Source organism: Paenibacillus sp. YYML68, assembly GCF_027923405.1.
In the GTDB taxonomy this organism is placed as follows: domain Bacteria; phylum Bacillota; class Bacilli; order Paenibacillales; family NBRC-103111; genus Paenibacillus_G.
In genome coordinates this window covers 2,991,035-3,010,269 of sequence record NZ_BQYI01000001.1, presented here as the reverse complement: position 1 = coordinate 3,010,269, position 19,235 = coordinate 2,991,035, and the positions used below count along the sequence as shown (strand labels likewise).

Here is a 19,235-nt window from a genome sequence, read left to right as displayed (position 1 = left end):
GGCATACCGAATTCGGCTGATGCTGTGTATGAGTTCGGGCAGCCTTATCAATGCTATCAAAGGTGGTGCTCGTCATCGAACGCCTTCCCAAACGACAGCGCCAGCAGCAATTGGCGAAATCGATTGAAGATAATCCATTCATCACAGACGATGAATTAACGAAGCTATTCCAGGTCAGCATCCAGACGATCCGTCTGGACAGGCTGGAGCTCGGGATCCCCGAGCTGCGCGAGCGCATCAAGCTGATGGCGGAGCAGTCGTACGATCAGGTGCGCTCCTTGCCGCTGCATGAGGTGATCGGAGACGTCATCGATCTGCAGCTCGACAAGAGCGGCATCTCGATGTTCGAGATTCGGGAGGAGCACGTCTTCTCACGGACGAAGATTGCGCGGGGACACCATATATTCTCGCAGGCGAATTCGCTTGCGGTGGCGCTTATTAACGATCAGGTCGCCTTGACGGCGGCGGCGGACATACGATTCGTCCGTCCGGTACGTCTGGCGGAGAAATGTATTGCGAAGGCGTATGTGCGCTCTCTCTCCAAGGGCAAGGCGAAGGTGGAAGTGTTCACATATGTCGGCGAAGAGGTCGTGTTCCAGGGTAACTTCATCATTTACCATTCAAGCAAAGAACGGTACGAGGGAGGAGAGCTGCATGCGGATAGCGATTGACGCGATGGGTGGCGACCATGCTCCCAAGGCGCCTGTCGAGGGCGCGCTGCTCGCTGCGGCGGAATGGTCGGATACGACGGTCGTGCTCGTCGGGGACAGCGCGCTGCTGGAGCCGCTGCTGCAGGCTGCTGGCGGCAAGCCGGCTAACGTGGAGGTGCGGCATGCCTCGGAGATTGTGGAGGCCGACGATGAGCCGGTCAAGGCGGTGCGCCGCAAGAAGGACAGCTCCATGGTCGTCGCGGGGCGGATGGTCAAGGAGCGGGAGGTCGACGCGATGATCTCAGCTGGCAACACCGGAGCGCTCATGACAACAGGGCTGCTCGTTGTCGGTCGTATCAAGGGTATTGAGCGGCCCGCGCTCGCCCCGATGCTGCCGTCGCTGGACGGGCAAGGGGTGCTGGCGCTCGACCTGGGTGCGAACATGGATGCGACGGCCGAGCAGCTCGTGCAATATGCGATTATGGGCAGCATCTATCGCAGCAAGGTACACGGGCTGAAGGAGCCGCGCGTCGGACTATTGAACGTCGGCACCGAGGCGATGAAGGGCAACGAGCTGACGAAGGCGGCTTATCCGCTGCTGGAGCAGGCGCCCGTTCGCTTCGTCGGCAACGTGGAGTCCCGCGACGTGCTGAAGCGGCCGTGCGACGTCATCGTCTGCGACGGCTTCGCCGGCAACATTATGCTGAAGTCGCTCGAGGGTGCGGCGTCCGTTATTTTCTCCGTATTGAAGGAGGAGTTCACGCGCACCTGGTACACGAAGCTGGCAGCCGCCACTGTCCGTAAGGGGCTCGGCGCATTCCGTAAGAAGATGGACTACAACGAGCACGGAGCGGCTCCGCTGCTCGGCGTCGACGGGCTCGTGCTGAAGAGCCACGGCTCCTCGAGCGCTGTCGCGATTAAGAACGCGGTGCGTCAAGCGCGGATCGCGGTATCGGAGAAGCTGGTCTTCAGCATCTCCACGGAAATTAGCAATGGAAGCGAGTTGACTTAAGATGAGCTTACAGCCGGTAGGCATTATCGGTACAGGTAAATATGTTCCGGAGCGCGTGCTCACGAACCGTGAGCTGGAGCAGATGGTAGAAACGAACGACGAATGGATCGTCACGCGAACCGGCATTCGCGAGCGCAGGCTCGTCTCGGCGGAGCAAGCGGCGTCTGACCTCGCTTATGAGGCTTCGGTGGAAGCGCTGAAGCAGGCTGGAATCAGCGCCGAGGAGCTTGATCTGATCATCGTAGCGACGGTAACGCCGGATATGGCGTTCCCTTCGACAGCCTGCATCGTGCAGGAGAAGCTGGGCGCGAAGAAGGCGGCAGCGTTCGATCTGTCGGCGGCATGCTCGGGCTTCATCTATGGTCTGGCGACAGGCTCGAACTTTATCTCGATGGGCGCTTACAAATATGTGCTCGTCGTCGGCGCGGAATGCTTGTCGAAGATTACCGACTATACCGACCGCAATACGTGCATTCTGTTCGGTGACGGCGCAGGCGCTGTCGTGCTCGGACCGGTTGAGGAAGGGCGCGGCTTCAAGTCGTTCGAGCTCGGCGCGGACGGCACGGGCGGGCCACTGCTCAAGGTTCCAGCTGGCGGCTCCCGTTGTCCATCAACGCCGGAATCGTTATCGGGCAAGGACCACTTCATCTATATGGCGGGCTCCGAGGTGTTCAAGTTCGCGGTTCGCATTATGGGCAGTGCGGCTGAAGAGGCGCTGCGCAAGGCGGGTCTTGAGAAGTCGGATATTGACCTGCTCGTTCCGCATCAGGCGAACATACGCATCATTCAGTCTTCTCTGCAGCGCCTGGAGCTAGGCGAGGAGAAGTGCATGATCAATCTGGACAAATACGGCAACATGTCCGCAGCCTCCATCCCTGTCGCACTGGCAGAGGCGGTGGAGGAAGGACGCGTGAAGGAAGGCGACTGCCTCGTGCTGGTCGGCTTCGGCGGCGGACTGACATGGGGAGCCTCCGTACTGATCTGGTAATTGATCAGGTAATAGAGAGCAAGTGACGACGAGGAGGCGGAAACTTCATGGGCAAGTTGGCATTCATATTCCCAGGGCAGGGCGCTCAGGCTGTCGGCATGGGTAAGGACCTCATCGAGGCCGAGCCAGAGGCGAGGCGTCTATATGAAGAAGCGGACGAAGCGCTCGGCTTCTCGCTGAGCACGATCATTCTCGAAGGACCGGACACGGAGCTGAAGCAGACGGCGAACACACAGCCTGCGCTGCTGACGACGAGCATCGCGTTCCTGGAGCGGTTCCGCGCACGGCACGACCTGCAGCCGGATTATGTAGCCGGTCACAGTCTTGGCGAGTACAGCGCACTGGTCGCCGCAGGCGTTATGAGCTTCGCCGATGCGGTCCGCACCGTCCGGGCGCGCGGTCAGTTCATGGAGGCAGCTGTTCCTGCCGGTCAAGGGGCGATGGCCGCTGTACTTGGCGCAGAGCGTGAAGTGCTCCAGAAGCTGTGCGAGGCGGTGTCTGCCGAAGGTCATGCGGTCGAGCTGGCGAACCTCAACTGTCCAGGTCAGATCGTCATCTCCGGCACGGCAGCTGGCGTCCAAGCGATCGTGGAGCGAGGCAAGGAGGAGGCTGGCGCGAAGCGGATCATGCCGCTGGAGGTCAGCGGACCGTTCCATTCCTCACTCATGCGTCCTGCGTCTGAGCAGCTGGCTGCAGTGCTTGACCAGGTGCACATGTCCTCTGCCTCGGTGCCAGTAGTGGCGAACGTCGATGCACGTCCGGTGACCGAGCCTGAGCGCATTCGTACGCTGCTCGTCGAGCAGGTGTATTCGTCTGTGCTCTGGGAGGATACTGTTGCATGGCTGATCGCCGAGGGCGTTGACACGTTCATCGAATTCGGCAGCGGCTCGGTGCTGGCTGGACTGATCAAGAAGATCGACCGCTCTGTGACGGTGCATTCGATCAACAGTCTGGAGGCGCTGGAGAAGTTCCAGCTGGAGCCCGTACAGCCATAGTAAGCAACTAAGGGAGGATTCTGATATGTTAACCGGTAAGGTAGCGCTTGTGACGGGCGCATCGCGCGGTATTGGCCGCGCTATTGCGGTGACGCTTGCCGAGGCTGGCGCTGACGTCGTCGTCAACTACGCCGGCAGCGAAGCAGCCGCAGACGAGACGGTGAAGCTCGTGGAGTCGTTCGGTCGCCGCTCATTCAAGGTGAAGGCGAACGTAGGCTCTACGCAGGAAGTCGACGATATGTTCAAGCATGTGCTTGAAGCGTTCGGCCGAGTCGATATTGTCGTCAACAACGCCGGTATTACGCGTGACAACCTGCTCATGCGGATGAAGGAAGAGGAGTTCGATCAGGTGATCGAGACGAACCTGAAGGGCGTCTTCAACTGCATGAAGGCAGCGACACGTCCGATGATGAAGCAGCGCTCCGGTCGCATCATCAACATCTCGTCCGTTGTCGGTACGCTGGGCAATCCGGGCCAGACGAATTATGTCGCGGCGAAGGCTGGCGTCATTGGCATGACCAAGGCGGCAGCCAGAGAGCTCGCTTCGCGCGGTGTGACGGTCAATTGCGTCGCTCCGGGCTTCATCGAGACCGATATGACCGAGAAGCTTAATGAGGAGCTGCGTGAGTCGCTGCTGAAGCAGATTCCGCTCGCGAAGCTCGGTCAGCCTGAGGACATCGCCAAAGCGGTCCGCTTCTTGGCGTCAGATGACGCCTCGTACATGACCGGCCAGACGATTCATGTCGATGGCGGCATGTACATGTAAGCGCGAAGCTTGACGAATATTAGTTTTTTGTTGCAACCTAGACTAGCTATGGCATTTTGTCCATAAGTTAAGTATAATACCATGGAGGAGGTGAACCGGATGTCCGAAGTATTAGATCGCGTAAAGCGAATCGTAGTAGACCGCCTTGGCGTTGATGAGGCAGAAGTAACACTTGAAGCATCTTTCAAAGATGATTTGGGAGCCGATTCTCTCGATGTAGTTGAGTTGGTTATGGAACTTGAAGATGAGTTTGATATGGAAATCTCTGACGAAGATGCAGAGAAGATCGCTACTGTAGGTCAAGTAGTTGAGTACATAAAATCTCATACGTAAGCCGTATAAGTCCCGTACCTAGTGACGGGACTTATCTCCATATTCTTCTTCGCACATGGTGCTTTTTTTCTTAACAAATATAAGGGGCTTGCTTGGCCGCTTGGGCAGTAGCTCGGGAGCCGCGCGAGCCTTATTCATAGATAGAGGTGGATACGAATGAAGCATAGAGTCGTCATTACCGGTCTTGGCGTCATGTCCTCCATCGGACGCGATGTGGAAACGTTCTGGTCCAATCTGCTTGCAGGTAAATCCGGAATCAGCGCTATTGAATCGTTCGACGTCAGTGCCTATCCGACCCGGATTGCAGGGGAGATTAAAGATTTCAACCCGGAGGATTATGTGGAGCGCAAGGAAGCGCGCCGTATGGACCGCTACGTCCAGTTCGCCGTTGCTGCAACACTAAATGCGCTGAAGGATGCGAATCTCGATGTACGCGAAGGAACAGACCCAGAGCGTGTCGGCGTCTATGTAGGCTCCGGTATCGGCGGCCTGCAGACGTGGGAGGAGCAGCATAAGATATTGCTGGAGAAAGGTCCGAAGCGTGTCAGCCCGTTCTTCATCCCGATGATGATTGCCAATATGGCTTCCGGTCATATCTCGATATTGACGGGTGCGAAGGGTCCGAACAGCACGTCCGTTACGGCGTGCGCGACAGGCACGCACTCGATCGGCGATGCGATGAAGACGATTCAGCGCGGAGACGCTGACGTGATGATCTGCGGCGGCGCCGAGGCGACGATCAGTCCGACAGGTGTAGCAGGCTTCTGTGCGCTGAGAGCGATGTCGACACGCAACGATGAGCCGGAGAAGGCGAGTCGCCCGTTCGATGTGAACCGTGACGGCTTCGTTATGGGCGAGGGCGCAGGCATCATGATTCTCGAATCGCTGGAGCATGCACAGCAGCGCGGCGCGCATATATACGCTGAAGTGATCGGCTACGGCATGAGCGGCGACGCCTACCACATGACCGATCCAGATCCGGACGGCGCAGCGCGCTGTATGGTGAAGGCGGTGAAGGATGCGAACATCGCATTCGAGGAGATCGACTACATCAATGCACACGGCACGTCCACACCGGTGGGAGATCAGTCTGAGACGACGGCAATCAAGAAGGCGTTCGGCGATCATGCTTACAAGCTGGCTGTCAGCTCGACGAAGTCGATGACCGGCCACCTGCTCGGAGCAGCTGGCGGCGTTGAGGCGCTCATCTGCGCGCTGGCGCTGAAGAACGGCATCATTCCGCCGACGGTGAACCTCGACGAGCAAGATCCGGAGCTGGATCTCGATTATGTGCCGAATGTGGCACGACAGTCCGATCTGAAGGTCGTCATGTCGAACTCGTTCGGCTTCGGTGGACATAATGCAACGGTCGTTCTGAAGAAATACGAGGCATAATCTGTTTCCTGCGTTCAATACTAAGATTATGGGCAAGCGGCGGAAGCGCTCCGGGCAAGGAGGAGCTGCCTCCGCCGTCTGCCTAACTACTTGCACAGATGAAGGTGATCCTAATGCATCGTAATTTAAAGCAGCTGCAGAGCGAGCTGTCTCTGCCGTTCCGAAGCCCCGACCTACTGAGGCAAGCCTTCACGCATTCGTCTTATGTGAATGAGCACCGGATGGGACAGCATAAGGATAACGAACGACTTGAATTTCTCGGTGACGCTGTACTGGAGCTGACTGTCTCCGAATATTTGTTCGATAAATACCCAGACCGCTCGGAGGGCGAGCTGACGAAGCTGAGAGCTTCGATCGTGTGCGAGCCTTCGCTCGTCGGCTTTGCCGAGCAGCTCCAATTCGGCTCTTATGTGCTGCTCGGCAAAGGAGAGGAGCTGACAGGCGGCCGGACACGGCCGGCGCTGCTCGCGGACGTGTTCGAATCGTTCATCGGCGCGTTGTATCTGGATCAAGGACTTGAGGTGGTGCGGACGTTTCTGCAGAAGCATATGTTCCCGCACTTGCCGGAGCAAGGCCGCCTGTTGACGGCCGATTACAAGACGCTGCTTCAGGAGCACATTCAGCAGCACAGCCTCGGTCCGCTCGAGTACAGAATTGTGGACGAGCGTGGGCCGGCGCATGAGCGGGAGTTCGTCGCAGAGGTGTACCTGCAGGATCAGCAGCTGGGACAAGGCGCCGGTCGCTCGAAGAAGGAAGCGGAGCAGCATGCAGCGTCTGAGGCGCTGAAGCAGCTGAATGTGAAGCCGTTGAAGTCTTAATGGCTTGAGTACTTGAGGATGCTGAGGAATGGTGCGAGGCTGTCGTAGGTGTATAATAGTCTAACTCAAGGAAAGAGGAATTATTGGTTGTGGATAAAATAGTCTTACTATGCAAGGATATAGCCATATTCGATGTGAGCAATGAAAAGATTATAGAAGAGTCACTATTGCCTGGTATGCTTAAGTCAAGTCCAACTAAGGAAACATTTTTGAGATGGATGCAACTTAGATATTCACAGAATACTAATACTTTTGCCAGAGCCTTACAGTCCTTCACTTTCGGTCAAGGTAACAGACAACAGATAAATATGACTACGCATTCCTTTAGCTTATCTGATTGTTACTGGATAAGAATGAAGGATGAGGATATAAAGTTCGAAGACAAGTCTCCATATTACTCAAACTTCTGGACAGGGGAAACCCCATATAACAATCAGTCTATTCCTACTTTATATGTGAGTGGTTTCTTACCTAAGTACTGGAAAGATAAGGACACCTTAATCAAGTCTAAAGATGTGAAAGAGATATATTGCTATGAATTAGCTTCTGCACTCAAAATACCTTGTGCGGAAGTAAAACCTTTTGAAGGTAGGATAGCAGTTACCAACTTTACTAACCCAGACGTTATGTTTGAAGCAGCCAATTCTTCAGGTAGGATTGATCCGTACGACTTCACAGATGAGGATGTTGTCAGAGAGTTCGGTCACTTTGGATTCAATATGTTGTTCTTTGATGCTCTAGTAGCGAATGGGGATAGACATGCTGGTAACTTTGGTTTCTTAAGAGACGCTAATACAGGAAAGTATCTAGGACCTGCTCCATTATTCGATCATGATCATGCTTTCGAGAGTAACAACACGAACGATGTATTAATAAGGTCAGTACGTCGACTTCAAGAAGAATCAGATTACTTTAAGGCCAAAGGGGAGAGTCTCTTGGATTCTTTAGAGGAGTCTGAAAGCTTACAAATAACCGACTACTTAAAAGAAAGAATCAAGGCATTAAGATTAAATACGTTCTGACTTGTGAATCGAGGTGACTCAACTTTGGATAGCACTGCCGAGTACTTTGGTATGCTCGGTCTTGCGAATGCAGATGTGAGGTATAAGAAGCTATACGCTCCAGCAGAAGAGATATACATTCCCTTCTTAGGGAGATTGAAAATGAATATAGCACTTTAGTTCCTTCAGACATTAAGAAGGGATTAGTGAGTAATAAATCTGACACATCGTATCAAATGAATAGTACCGTGACGAAGCGGCCCAACGGGTCGCTTTTTCCATGCAACGGAATCGTAGGATCGATGGGGCGTCGCAGCGTGGGATGCAATGAATTGCACGATCGCTATCGGCGTCTAACCGGCTTCTGTGTTACAATAGCGTGAGAGGTGAGCTACATTGTATTTGAAGCGTATAGAGCTGTCGGGATTCAAGTCGTTCGCGGATCGGACAGAGCTTGAATTCGTGAACGGCATTACGGCTGTTGTCGGTCCGAACGGGAGCGGCAAGAGCAATATATCCGATGCGATCCGCTGGGTGCTCGGCGAGCAGAGCGCGCGGTCGCTGCGTGGCGGCAACATGCAGGACGTTATTTTTGCCGGGAGCGACGCGAGGAAGGCGGTCAACTACGGCGAGGTGTCGCTGACGCTCGATAATGCGAGTCAGGCGCTGCCACTGGATTACCAGGAGGTTACCGTGACGCGCCGCGTGCACCGCAGCGGAGAGAGCGAGTACTTAATCAACAAGCAGGCGTGCCGGCTGAAGGACATTACCGAGCTGTTCATGGATACGGGGATCGGTAAGGAAGCGTATTCGATTATCGGTCAGGGCCGTATTGAGGAAATATTAAGCACGAAGTCCGAGGATCGGCGCGGCATCTTCGAAGAGGCGTCGGGCATTGTGAAATATAAATCGCGTAAGAAAGAAACGGAGAAGAAGCTGCAGGAGACGGAGCAAAATCTGCTGCGCATTCATGACCTCATTACCGAGCTCGAGGATCAGCTCGATCCGCTGCGTCAGCAATCGGACAAGGCGATCCGCTTCAAGGAATTGAAGGAGGAGCTGAAGAGCAAAGAGATCGCGATGTACGTGTATCAGATCGAGCAAATCTACGAGACGTGGGCGGAGACGAGCAAGCGGCTAGAGCAGCTGAAGGAGAAGCAGCTGGAGCTGTCCGGGCTCGTGAGCGCGCACGATGCACAGCTGGAGACGGACCGCTGGGAGCTGCGTCAGCTGGAGGAGCAGGTCGAGCTGCTGCAGCGCTCGCTGCTGCAGATTAGCGAGGAGTTCGAGAAGTGCGAGGGTCAGGGCGAGGTGCTCAAGGAGCGCAAGCGCAATTACGCGTCGAATCGCGCCCAGCTCGACATTAGCGTGAAGCAGCATGAGTCTCGAGCCGCGAGCAAGCAGGAGGAGCTCGAGGAGCTTCGAGTGAAGCTGCGCTCGATTGCCGAGCGGTTAGCGGTCACGCAAGGGCAGCTGAAGGCCGAGGAGGATCGGCTGCTTGGCGTCGCAGGCGGAACGAGCAGCGCTGAGGAGGATCGGCTCAAGGGCGAGCTGCTCGAGGTGCTGAACGGGACGGCGAATGCTCGGAACGAAGCCCGCTATGCCGAGCAGCAGCTGGAGGCGCTGTCGCGCCGGCTGGACCGGCTCGGCGAGGAGCATCGTCGTTGGCGTGACCAAGAGGCGAGCATCGTCGCCCGCAAGGCGGCGCTCGAGAAGCGGCTCGAGAAGGCGGTCGCGGGCATTGAGGAGGTCCGCAATCGGTACATTCAGGTGAGCCAAGGTGCGAAGGCGAAGCAATCGGTTGCGGAGGAAGCGCAGGTCGCAGTACGACGCTGGGAGCAGAAGCTCGATGCGCTTGTATCGAGACGCGATACGATGCTGGAGATGGCCAATGACTACGATGGCTTCATGCATGGGGTCAAGGAAGTGCTGAAGGCGAAGGGGCGAGGCGAGCTGCGTGGCATTCGCGGTGCAGTTGCAGAGCTCGTCAAGGTGCCTGCGCACGTCGAGGTCGCGATGGAGACCGCTCTTGGCGGTGCACTGCAGCACGTCGTCGTCGCGAGCGAGGCGGATGGACGGGAGGCGATCGGCTTCCTGAAGCGCAGACAGCTCGGACGTGCGACGTTCCTGCCGCATGATGTTATTCGCGGCCGCTCGGTACCCGAGCAGGAGCAGCGCAGTCTGCAAGGGATGGACGGCTTCGTCGGCATCGCCGTTGAGCTCGTTCAGTTCGAGGAGACGTACCGCAACATTATTAGCAGCTTGCTCGGCAACGTTATCGTCGCGCAGACGCTGGAGACGGCGAACCGGATTGCGGCCCGTGTCCAATACCGGTATCGTGTCGTGACGCTGGAGGGTGACGTCGTCAATCCGGGGGGCTCGATGACCGGCGGTAGCCAGCAGAAGAAGTCGACAAGTCTGCTCAGCCGCCAGCGACAGATCGAAGAGATGGACAAGGAGATCGCCTCGTCCGAGGAGCAGCTGCAGCAGCTGCGCGTGAAGGCGGCAGCGCTCAAGCAGGAGATTGGCGACGCTGGCAAGGAGCTGGACGAGCTGCGTGAGCTGGGCGAGTCAAGACGCATCGAGGAGCAGCAGATTCGCGCCTCGCTCGAGCCACTTGCTCAAGAAGCGAGGCAGGTAGCTGACCAGCTCGCGCTGTACGGCGCGGATGATCAATCGCTGCATGCCGAGCGGTCGGAGCTGGAGGCTAGACGCACCGCTGCCCGGGAGTCGCTCGTACGACTGGCGCAGGAGGAGGAGACGCTGCAGCAGGCGATCCGCGACGCGGAGGTGCGGCGTAAGGCAAGTGAGTCTGCCAAGGAGGAGCTGCAATCGCAGCTGACTGAGCTGAAGGTGACGGCCGCTGCCCAGATGCAGGAGAAGCAGTGGCATGCAGAGCAGGAGCGCAGGCTCGTGGCCGAGCTGGAGCTCATTCGCGCTGATCTGGAAGCGAACCGACAGTCACTCGCGCAGCTCGAAGCTGATATGAATAACCATGATCAGGAGACGATCGTGCAGATCGAGCTGCTGAACGAGCTGAAGCTGAAGAAGCAGCAGTGCGCGGAGCAGCTGGAGCTGAAGCGGGCGGAGCGGGCCAGCTGGCTCGCGAAGCTGGAGGCCGAGGAGAACAAGACGCGGGAGCAGCGCAACGAGCTACGCTCTGTCGAGGAGCAGCTACGGCAGACCGAGGTGAAGACGAATCGACTCGACGTCGAGCTCGAGAATCTGCTAAAGAAGCTGTCCGAGGATTACGAGCTCAGCTACGAGCTCGCCAAGGAGCGCTATCCGGTGCCGGAGGATGTGCTGGGCACGCAGAACAAGGTGCGCGACCTGAAGCGCGAGATCGCCATTCTCGGCGATGTGAATCTTGGGGCGATCGAGGAGTATCAGCGTGTGAACGAGCGCTTCCTGTTCCTCGACGAGCAGCGTAAGGACCTTGTGGATGCGAAGACGGCGCTGTACAACGTTATTCGCGAGATGGATGAAGAGATGTCGAAGCGGTTCCGCCATACGTTCGACGCGATCCGCTCGCACTTCGTCGTCGTGTTCGCGAAGCTGTTCGGCGGCGGTCGGGCGGACCTCATCTTGTCCGAGCCGGACAGCCTGCTGGATACGGGCATCGAGATTGTCGCACAGCCTCCCGGCAAAAAGCTGCAAAACCTGCAGCTGCTCTCCGGCGGCGAGCGGGCGCTGACCGCGATCGCGCTGTTGTTCTCGATCATCCGCGTTAAGCCAGTGCCGTTCTGCGTCCTCGACGAGGTCGAGGCGGCGCTGGATGAGGCGAACGTTACCCGCTTCGCCGAATATTTGCGAGAGTTCTCGCAGCAGACGCAGTTCATCGTCGTCACGCACCGCAAGGGGACGATGGAGGAGGCCGATGTGCTGTACGGCGTCACGATGGAGGAGGGCGGCGTGTCCAAGCTCGTCTCGGTTCGTTTGGAGGACGAAGAGGCGATTATGGAAGCGGGGTAGACCCCTCTAAGACGTTCGGATATGCTGCTATTATAGGTGCAATATGGAGAAGGGTGGAGATTCTGTGAGTTTTTTCAAAAAGTTAAAGGAAACGATATCCGCTAAGGCGGAGTCGGTCACGTCCAAGTTCAAGGAAGGGCTGGCGAAGACGCGCGATGTGTTCGTGGAGCGCGTCGAGGATCTGTTCTCGCGGCGTAAGAAGATCGATGAGGACTTCTACGAGGAGCTGGAGGAGATCTTGATCGGCGCCGATGTCGGCGTCAATACGGTTATGAAGCTGATCGAGGAGCTGCGGGCGGAGGTGCGCAAGCGGAAGATTGAGAGCCCGAGCGAGCTGCAGCCGATCATGTCGGAGAAAATTATCGCCCTGCTCAAGGGTGAGGAGAATACCGGCTTACACATGGCGCCAAGCGGTCTGACTGTCATTCTGTTCGTCGGCGTCAACGGCGTAGGTAAGACGACGACGATTGGCAAGATGGCCCACATGCTGAAGTCGCAGGGCAAGCAGGTGCTGCTCGCCGCTGGCGATACGTTCCGTGCCGGAGCGATCGAGCAGCTTGAGGAATGGGGACGACGCGTCGGTGTTGATGTCATCAAGCAGCAAGCGGGCTCGGACCCGGCTGCGGTCATGTTCGATGCGCTGCAGGCGGCCAAGTCGCGCGGCGTCGACGTGCTGCTGTGCGATACAGCAGGGCGACTTCAGAACAAGGTGAATCTGATGGAGGAGCTGAATAAGATATACCGCGTCATCCGCCGCGAGGTGCCGGAGGCCCCTCATGAGGTGCTGCTCGTGCTCGACGCGACGACGGGACAGAATGCGCTCATGCAGGCGAAGCTGTTCGACGAGAAGTCGGGTCTCAGCGGTCTTGTGCTCACGAAGCTGGACGGCACGGCGAAGGGCGGCATCGTCGTCGCAATTCGTCAGGAGCTGAAGCTGCCGGTGAAGTTCGTCGGTCTCGGTGAGAAGATGGACGACCTGCAGCCGTTCGACTCCGACCAGTTCGTCCATGCGCTGTTCAACAAGTGGATCGCAGAGGCGGACAAGGAGGAGCAGGCGCAGAGCTGATCGCTCCCTGGCACTAGTGAAGGGCTCGCGCAGAGCTGGTCGCCTAGGCTCTTGAATGAAGCTGTGCGCGGATCGGATCGCATCGGTAGCCGGTTGTGGATATGTGCGGAGCACCGCAGGATTTCTCTTTTTCACGTGACAAGGGGAAAAGCTTGACATCGCTTCGGACATTCGGTATTATAGTCCATGTTGCCTGCTGTAAAGGCTTATACCTTAACGGAGGTGAGTCCGCATGGCAGACGATCAAGCGCTGCAGAAGACGAACCGGATTAACCTGTTGTTCGACTTCTACGAGCAGCTGCTAACGGAGAAGCAGCAGCTGTTCTGCAAGCATTACTTTCACGACGATTATTCGCTTGGCGAAATTGCTGCGGAATTCAGCATCAGCCGCCAGGCGGTCTATGAGCATATTAAGCGGGCTGAAGCGGTGCTGGAGGATTACGAGGCGAAGCTTCGATTGCTCGTCAAGCACGAGGAGCGGCAGGAGCTGCTACAGCGCATGCGGGCATTGGCGGACGAAGTCCCGGAGCCGCAGCGTGATCAGCTACTTCAGCTATCCAGCCAGCTGCAGACATTAGATTAATACGAGATGAGGCGTACGCCTCTAGCATAAAGGTGGTGGCGACCGATGGCATTCGAAGGATTATCGAGCCGGCTGCAAAGCGTATTCAGCAAGCTGCGGGGCAAGGGCAAGCTGACGGAGGATGACGTCAACGAAGCGCTTCGCGAGGTGCGTCTTGCACTGCTCGAAGCGGACGTTAACTTCAAGGTCGTCAAGGAGTTCGTGGCTAAGGTCAAGGAGCAGGCAATCGGGCAAGAGGTGCTGCAGAGCTTCACGCCTGCGATGGTCGTCGTCGATATCGTGAACAAAGAGCTGACGGCGCTCATGGGCGGTACGCAGAGCAAGCTGGCGAAGGCGAGCAAGCCTCCTACCGTCATCATGATGGCCGGGCTTCAAGGTGCGGGTAAGACGACGACGACCGGTAAGCTGGCGAAGCTGCTCCAGCAGCAGAATCATCGTCCGCTGCTGGCGGCAGGCGACATCTACCGTCCTGCTGCGATTAAGCAGCTGCAGGTACTCGGCGAGCAGCTGAAGATTCCGGTGTTCTCGCTCGGCGACCAGGTCAGTCCGGTCGAGATTGCGAAGCAGGCGCTGCAGCATGCGAAGGATAACAACCACGACTACCTGATCATCGATACGGCCGGTCGTCTGCACATCGACGAGAACTTGATGGAGGAGCTGAAGCAGATCGTTGCGGCGGTGACGCCGGACGAGATCTTGCTCGTCGTCGACGCGATGACGGGACAAGATGCGGTCAACGTAGCGGAAAGCTTCCATAAGCAGCTCGAGCTGACAGGTGTCGTCTTGACGAAGCTTGATGGCGATACACGCGGTGGTGCGGCGATCTCGGTCAAGGCGGTCACAGGCTGTCCGATCAAGTTCGCGGCGATGGGCGAGAAGCTCGATGCGCTGGAGCCGTTCCATCCGGAGCGGATGGCGTCCCGAATTCTCGGCATGGGCGACGTGCTGACGCTGATCGAGAAGGCGCAGGCGAGCATCGACGCCGACAAGGCGAAGGAGATGGAGCGCAAGCTTCGCGAGGCGGAGTTCACGTTCGACGACTTCCTGGATCAGATGGAGCAGGTGAAGAAGCTCGGACCACTGGACCAGCTGCTCGACATGATTCCTGGAGCGGGCAAGGTCAAGGGCATGAAGGACATCAAGGTCGATGACAAGCAGATGACCCGCATCGCGGCGATCGTCCGATCGATGACGAAGGAAGAGCGTCAGCGTCCAGAGCTATTGAACCCGAGCCGACGCAAGCGGCTTGCCGCAGGCAGCGGCAACTCGGTGCAGGATGTGAACCGGTTCATCAAGCAGTTCGAGGAGATGCGCAAGATGATGAAGCAATTCTCCGGCATGATGGGACCTAAGGGCAACAAGATGCTCAAGCAGCAGATGAAGAAGGCAGGCAAGGCGGGCAAGGGCGGCTTCAAGTTCCCGTTCTAGTTCGACGTTAGACCAAGCTGAGCCTATACAAGCACGTTTACTTTATTAGGGAGGTGAATTTCAATATGGCAACTCGCATTCGTCTTAAGCGTATGGGTGCACACAAGGCTCCGTTCTACCGTGTCGTAGTATCGGACTCCCGTTCCCCGCGCGACGGTCGCTTTATCGAGGAAATTGGTACTTACAATCCGGTTGCACAACCAGCCATTGTAAATATTGATGAAGAGAAGGCACTGAAGTGGCTTCAAACCGGCGCTCAAGCTTCCGATACGGTTCGCAGCCTGTTCAGCAAGGCTGGCATCATGACTAAGTTTCATGAATCCAAGCTGCAGAAGTAATGATCACTCCTTCGGAGGGATACGATGAAAGATCTGATAACGGTTATCGCGAAGGCACTCGTCGATCACCCGGAAGAGGTTCGTGTGAATACGGTCGAAGACGACCGCAGCGTTACGTATGAGCTGTCGGTGCATCCCGACGATGTCGGCAAGGTGATCGGCAAGCAAGGACGTATCGCGAAGTCGCTTCGCACCGTCGTCACTTCCGCAGCTGTGAAGCAATCGAAGCGTATTTCGGTTGAGATCGTATCATAATGGAAAAGATGAGGGTTAGGAGCTGCTTCCTAGCTCTCTTCTTTTTATATAAGGGAGGCCCATCGAACGAGGATGAGCGACAAGCTGTATACAGTTGGTAAAATTGTCAACACTCACGGTATTCGCGGCGAGCTGAAAATAGTGCCGCATACTGATTTTCCCGATGAGCGGTTCGCGAAGGGGAGCAAGCTGCTCTTCATAGACCCGAACACGAACGTCAGGCTGCCGGTAACGGTGGAGTCTGCTCGGGAGCATAAGCAGATGTTTATCGTCCGCTTCGCGGGCTTCACGAATATTAACGAAGTCGAGAAGTATAAGGGCTGGCTGCTCAAGGTCGAGGAGCAATATTTGTCCGAGCTGGACGAGGACGAGTTCTATTACCATGAGATCGTCGGCTGCTCGGTCGTGACGGAGGAGGGTGAGACGCTCGGGGAAATTACCGAGATTCTGTCTCCGGGCGCCAATGATGTGTGGGTCGTCAAGCGGCCGAAGGGAAAGCCGCTGCTGCTGCCCTACATCGATGACGTCGTACTGAGCGTGAGCATCGAGGAGAAGAAGGTCGTCGTCCGTCTCATGGAAGGCTTGCTGGATTTATGAGAATCGACGTGCTGACGCTGTTCCCTGCGATGTTCGACGGTGTGTTCCAATCGAGTATACTGGGCAAAGCCCGGGACAAGGGACTCGTCGAGCTGAATACGGTCAACTTCCGCGATTATGCGAATAACAAGCACAACACGGTCGATGATTACCCGTACGGCGGTGGAGGCGGCATGGTGCTGAAGCCTGAGCCTATGTTCGCCTGTGTGGAGGATGTGCTGGGCAAGTGTGGTTCCGATGAGGTGAAGCCTCGCGTCATTCTCATGTGTCCGCAGGGTGAGCCGTACTCGCAGCGCAAGGCCGAGGAGCTGTCCAAGGAGCAGCAGCTCATCTTCATCTGTGGCCATTACGAGGGCTACGACGAGCGTATTCGCGAGCATCTGGTGACCGATGAGCTGTCGATCGGCGACTACGTGCTGACTGGCGGGGAGCTGCCGGCGATGGTCATTATCGACAGCGTCGTGCGGCTGCTGCCCGGCGTGCTCGGCAATGAGACGTCTGCCGTTACTGACTCCTTCAGCACGGGACTGCTCGAGTATCCGCATTATACGCGCCCTGCTAAGTTCCGCGACTGGGAGGTGCCGGAGGTGCTCATCTCGGGTCATCATGCGAACATTACGGATTGGCGCAGGAAGCAGTCGTTGTACCGGACCTGGAGGAAGCGTCCCGAGCTTCTGGAGACGATCGAGCTGACTAAGCAGGATCGCAAGTGGCTTGCAGAATTTGAGCAGCAATCACGGTAATGCGTCTTCTTCGCTCTATGAAAATGATTTAGTAATTAAAAGTTGAGTTTGGCCACGAAGTGTGCTATGATATCTTACGTTGTGGCATTTTGCCAGAGTACGGTGGTCCTCTGCTCATACCAACGATACAGTCAGTCACCAAAGATGAGGCAAGAACACCTGTGTGGAAGGAGGGAGTCATCCATGAATTTGATTCAAGAGATTACGAAGGAACAGCTTCGCAGCGATATTCCGAGATTCAAAGCCGGCGACACGTTGAAAGTACACGTGAAGGTTATCGAGGGTTCGCGTGAGCGTATCCAGCTGTTCGAGGGCGTTGTCATTAAGCGCCGCGGCGGCGGAATCAGCGAAACGTTCACAGTAAGAAAAATTTCTTACGGTGTCGGCGTTGAAAGAACATACCCGCTTCATTCTCCGAAGATCGAGAAGATTGAAGTGGCTCGCCGTGGTAAAGTCCGTCGTGCGAAGCTCTACTATCTGCGCGGCCTTCGCGGTAAAGCAGCGAGAATTCAAGAAATTCGATAAGAACAAACAACCCGGGGGCTTGGATAACAAGCTCCCGTTTGTTTTTCAACGAAACAAGATGATGGAACGAAAGGGTCGAGACGGATGGAGCAGGAGCAAGAGCTGAAGCAACAGCCACCAAGTGAGCCTGTGAAGCAGGCAAGTACGGTTAAGAGTGAAGCGTGGGAATGGACGAAGGCGCTCCTGATTGCAGCTGCGCTCGTGTTCTTCATTCGATGGTTCATCGGCTCGCCGTTCGTCGTGGAAGGGCCGTCCATGCAGCCGAACTTCCAGACAGGCGAGAAGATGATTGTGAATAAAATATTGTACACGTTCCGGCAGCCGCAGCGAGGCGAAGTCATCGTCTTCCACGCCCCGGACGGTCGAGATTACATAAAGCGAGTGATTGCGCTTCCGGGTGAGAAGGTTCGAGTCGACGGCGACCAAGTGTACATCAACGGAGAGCCGCTGCAGGAGCCTTACTTGCAAGAAGTGGTGGACGAGGCGAAGCGCAGCGGAACCGTGTACAACAACGGGCTGCATCGTGTCTATGCGGAGCAGACGGTACCAGAGGGCACCGTATTCGCCATGGGCGACAATCGTCCGAATAGTATGGACAGCCGCGACAAGAATGTAGGCTTCGTGCCGTTCGAGAAGGTCGTCGGACGGGCGGACGTCATCTACTGGCCACTCAACCAAGTCAGCCTGATCCATTAAGGGATCGGGCTGATTTACTAACTCGGAGCCTGTTATCCCAGCATAATTGAGGTGTGAAAAGCATGACGATTCAATGGTTCCCGGGTCATATGACCCGAGCACGCAGACAAATTCAAGACAAGCTGAAGCTGATTGATCTGGCGATTGAGCTGCTTGATGCGCGCATTCCGCTGTCGAGCCGCAATCCGATGATCGATGAAATATTGAACAACAAGCCGCGTCTCGTTCTGTTGAACAAGAGCGATCTAGCCGATCCGGAGGCAACCAAACAGTGGATCGCATATTTCGCGAACAGAGGCCTGGAAGCGGTGCCGATCGACGCCGTGCAGGGCAATCCGACGCGTGACATCATTGCGCGAAGCAAGGTGGCGTTAGCGCACAAGATCGAAGCGCAGCTGCGCAAAGGGATGAATCCGCGGGCGATGCGAGCGCTCATCGTCGGCATTCCGAACGTAGGCAAGTCAACGCTGATCAACAAGATGGCCGGACGCAAAATTGCCGCAACCGGCGACAGGCCAGGCGTGACGAAGGGGCAGCAATGGATCAAGGTTGGCACTGAGATGGAGCTGCTCGATACGCCAGGTATTCTATGGCCGAAGTTCGAGGATCAGACGGTAGGTATGCGTCTTGCCGCAACAGGGGCTATTAAGGAAGAGATCTTGCATCTGGAGGACGTGGCGTTCTTCGCGATGAAATATTTAATCGAGTATTATCCGAACGCGATTCGGGAGCGGTTCGGTGTATCGGAGCTTCCAGAGGATACGACGGACAATGAGGCGGTTGTCGAGGTTATGAATGAAATCGGCCGCAAGCGTGGCGCGCTCGTCAGCGGCGGGCGCGTCGATCTGGAGAAGGCGTCGCTCGTTATCCTGCGCGAGCTGCGCGCAGGCAAGCTTGGGCGCATCACGATGGAGCTTCCGGAGGAAGCGTCTGTTGAGGTGTAGGGCAGCGGCCTGCATGTGATGGAATCACTACCATACAATGAAACTAAACCGCCTGGACAGCTTAAGCGAGAATTGCTGCTACAGGCGGTTGCTCATGATCGGGAATTGATGGTCGCTGTTACCTCGTCTA

20 protein-coding genes are annotated in these 19,235 nt (G+C 56.6%); all 20 read left to right on the top strand.

The window, feature by feature from the left end; all coding sequences use genetic code 11:
- Window positions 1–50: 50 nt before the first annotated feature.
- The 20 genes from fapR (at window position 51) to ylqF (ending at window position 19,105) form a co-directional block, all read left to right on the top strand.
- Entirely contained in the window at window positions 51–671 is a 621-nt protein-coding gene (gene fapR, locus PAE68_RS13640) for a transcription factor FapR (RefSeq protein WP_281887708.1), read from the top strand.
- Window positions 655–1,662 (top strand): phosphate acyltransferase PlsX, encoded by a 1,008-nt coding sequence (plsX, locus tag PAE68_RS13635; RefSeq protein WP_281887706.1) that lies wholly within the window; start codon window positions 655–657, stop codon window positions 1,660–1,662. The genes fapR and plsX overlap by 17 nt, the downstream gene beginning before the upstream one ends.
- Before the next feature lies 1 nt (window position 1,663).
- On the top strand, window positions 1,664–2,650 hold the full coding sequence (locus PAE68_RS13630; RefSeq protein ID WP_281887704.1) for a beta-ketoacyl-ACP synthase III: 987 nt from the start codon (window positions 1,664–1,666) through the stop codon (window positions 2,648–2,650).
- 47 nt (window positions 2,651–2,697) lie between these two features.
- Window positions 2,698–3,645 (top strand): ACP S-malonyltransferase, encoded by a 948-nt coding sequence (gene fabD / locus PAE68_RS13625; RefSeq protein ID WP_281887702.1) that lies wholly within the window; start codon window positions 2,698–2,700, stop codon window positions 3,643–3,645.
- A gap of 25 nt (window positions 3,646–3,670) precedes the next feature.
- Window positions 3,671–4,411, top strand: a complete 741-nt coding sequence (gene fabG / locus PAE68_RS13620) for a 3-oxoacyl-[acyl-carrier-protein] reductase (protein ID WP_281887700.1) — start codon at window positions 3,671–3,673, stop codon at window positions 4,409–4,411.
- A gap of 99 nt (window positions 4,412–4,510) precedes the next feature.
- Complete coding sequence (acpP, locus tag PAE68_RS13615; protein ID WP_281887698.1) at window positions 4,511–4,744, top strand: acyl carrier protein; 234 nt, start codon at window positions 4,511–4,513, stop codon at window positions 4,742–4,744.
- Between the two features lie 156 nt (window positions 4,745–4,900).
- Window positions 4,901–6,139, top strand: coding sequence for a beta-ketoacyl-ACP synthase II (gene fabF, locus PAE68_RS13610; protein WP_281887696.1), 1,239 nt, complete (start codon window positions 4,901–4,903; stop codon window positions 6,137–6,139).
- Window positions 6,140–6,252: 113 nt separating this feature from the next.
- A complete protein-coding gene (rnc, locus tag PAE68_RS13605; protein ID WP_281887694.1) occupies window positions 6,253–6,957 on the top strand; it encodes a ribonuclease III in 705 nt (234 codons plus the stop codon).
- A gap of 89 nt (window positions 6,958–7,046) precedes the next feature.
- A complete protein-coding gene (locus PAE68_RS13600) occupies window positions 7,047–7,979 on the top strand; it encodes a HipA domain-containing protein (RefSeq protein ID WP_281887693.1) in 933 nt (310 codons plus the stop codon).
- A gap of 375 nt (window positions 7,980–8,354) precedes the next feature.
- Window positions 8,355–11,930, top strand: coding sequence for a chromosome segregation protein SMC (gene smc, locus PAE68_RS13595; RefSeq protein ID WP_281887691.1), 3,576 nt, complete (start codon window positions 8,355–8,357; stop codon window positions 11,928–11,930).
- A gap of 64 nt (window positions 11,931–11,994) precedes the next feature.
- Window positions 11,995–12,996, top strand: coding sequence for a signal recognition particle-docking protein FtsY (gene ftsY, locus PAE68_RS13590; protein ID WP_281887689.1), 1,002 nt, complete (start codon window positions 11,995–11,997; stop codon window positions 12,994–12,996).
- A gap of 232 nt (window positions 12,997–13,228) precedes the next feature.
- Window positions 13,229–13,579 carry a putative DNA-binding protein gene (locus PAE68_RS13585; protein ID WP_281887687.1) on the top strand — a complete coding sequence of 117 codons (351 nt, stop codon included), beginning with the start codon at window positions 13,229–13,231 and terminating at the stop codon, window positions 13,577–13,579.
- Between the two features lie 45 nt (window positions 13,580–13,624).
- Window positions 13,625–15,007, top strand: coding sequence for a signal recognition particle protein (gene ffh, locus PAE68_RS13580; RefSeq protein WP_281887686.1), 1,383 nt, complete (start codon window positions 13,625–13,627; stop codon window positions 15,005–15,007).
- Between the two features lie 65 nt (window positions 15,008–15,072).
- A complete protein-coding gene (gene rpsP, locus PAE68_RS13575) occupies window positions 15,073–15,345 on the top strand; it encodes a 30S ribosomal protein S16 (RefSeq protein ID WP_159886997.1) in 273 nt (90 codons plus the stop codon).
- 24 nt (window positions 15,346–15,369) lie between these two features.
- Window positions 15,370–15,600 carry a KH domain-containing protein gene (locus PAE68_RS13570; protein ID WP_281887683.1) on the top strand — a complete coding sequence of 77 codons (231 nt, stop codon included), beginning with the start codon at window positions 15,370–15,372 and terminating at the stop codon, window positions 15,598–15,600.
- 72 nt (window positions 15,601–15,672) lie between these two features.
- On the top strand, window positions 15,673–16,197 hold the full coding sequence (gene rimM / locus PAE68_RS13565; RefSeq protein ID WP_281887682.1) for a ribosome maturation factor RimM: 525 nt from the start codon (window positions 15,673–15,675) through the stop codon (window positions 16,195–16,197).
- Complete coding sequence (gene trmD / locus PAE68_RS13560; RefSeq protein ID WP_281887680.1) at window positions 16,194–16,940, top strand: tRNA (guanosine(37)-N1)-methyltransferase TrmD; 747 nt, start codon at window positions 16,194–16,196, stop codon at window positions 16,938–16,940. The genes rimM and trmD overlap by 4 nt, the downstream gene beginning before the upstream one ends.
- Before the next feature lie 183 nt (window positions 16,941–17,123).
- Window positions 17,124–17,465 (top strand): 50S ribosomal protein L19, encoded by a 342-nt coding sequence (gene rplS, locus PAE68_RS13555; protein ID WP_281887678.1) that lies wholly within the window; start codon window positions 17,124–17,126, stop codon window positions 17,463–17,465.
- A gap of 84 nt (window positions 17,466–17,549) precedes the next feature.
- Window positions 17,550–18,161, top strand: coding sequence for a signal peptidase I (lepB, locus tag PAE68_RS13550; RefSeq protein WP_281887676.1), 612 nt, complete (start codon window positions 17,550–17,552; stop codon window positions 18,159–18,161).
- Between the two features lie 62 nt (window positions 18,162–18,223).
- Window positions 18,224–19,105: a ribosome biogenesis GTPase YlqF gene (gene ylqF, locus PAE68_RS13545; RefSeq protein WP_281887675.1), complete on the top strand. Its 882-nt coding sequence runs from the start codon at window positions 18,224–18,226 to the stop codon at window positions 19,103–19,105.
- Window positions 19,106–19,235: the final 130 nt, after the last annotated feature.

Bases quoted from the DNA above. Each gene is read 5' to 3' on its own strand.
- PAE68_RS13630 (WP_281887704.1), top strand. From the start codon at position 1,664: ATGAGCTTACAGCCGGTAGGCATTATCGGTACAGGTAAATATGTTCCG.
- fapR (WP_281887708.1), top strand. From the start codon at position 51: ATGCTATCAAAGGTGGTGCTCGTCATCGAACGCCTTCCCAAACGACAG.
- rplS (WP_281887678.1), top strand. From the start codon at position 17,124: ATGAATTTGATTCAAGAGATTACGAAGGAACAGCTTCGCAGCGATATT.
- rnc (WP_281887694.1), top strand. From the start codon at position 6,253: ATGCATCGTAATTTAAAGCAGCTGCAGAGCGAGCTGTCTCTGCCGTTC.
- ffh (WP_281887686.1), top strand. From the start codon at position 13,625: ATGGCATTCGAAGGATTATCGAGCCGGCTGCAAAGCGTATTCAGCAAG.
- PAE68_RS13585 (WP_281887687.1), top strand. From the start codon at position 13,229: ATGGCAGACGATCAAGCGCTGCAGAAGACGAACCGGATTAACCTGTTG.
- fabD (WP_281887702.1), top strand. From the start codon at position 2,698: ATGGGCAAGTTGGCATTCATATTCCCAGGGCAGGGCGCTCAGGCTGTC.
- rpsP (WP_159886997.1), top strand. From the start codon at position 15,073: ATGGCAACTCGCATTCGTCTTAAGCGTATGGGTGCACACAAGGCTCCG.
- rimM (WP_281887682.1), top strand. From the start codon at position 15,673: ATGAGCGACAAGCTGTATACAGTTGGTAAAATTGTCAACACTCACGGT.
- fabF (WP_281887696.1), top strand. From the start codon at position 4,901: ATGAAGCATAGAGTCGTCATTACCGGTCTTGGCGTCATGTCCTCCATC.
- fabG (WP_281887700.1), top strand. From the start codon at position 3,671: ATGTTAACCGGTAAGGTAGCGCTTGTGACGGGCGCATCGCGCGGTATT.
- lepB (WP_281887676.1), top strand. From the start codon at position 17,550: ATGGAGCAGGAGCAAGAGCTGAAGCAACAGCCACCAAGTGAGCCTGTG.
- trmD (WP_281887680.1), top strand. From the start codon at position 16,194: ATGAGAATCGACGTGCTGACGCTGTTCCCTGCGATGTTCGACGGTGTG.
- ylqF (WP_281887675.1), top strand. From the start codon at position 18,224: ATGACGATTCAATGGTTCCCGGGTCATATGACCCGAGCACGCAGACAA.
- plsX (WP_281887706.1), top strand. From the start codon at position 655: ATGCGGATAGCGATTGACGCGATGGGTGGCGACCATGCTCCCAAGGCG.
- acpP (WP_281887698.1), top strand. From the start codon at position 4,511: ATGTCCGAAGTATTAGATCGCGTAAAGCGAATCGTAGTAGACCGCCTT.
- PAE68_RS13570 (WP_281887683.1), top strand. From the start codon at position 15,370: ATGAAAGATCTGATAACGGTTATCGCGAAGGCACTCGTCGATCACCCG.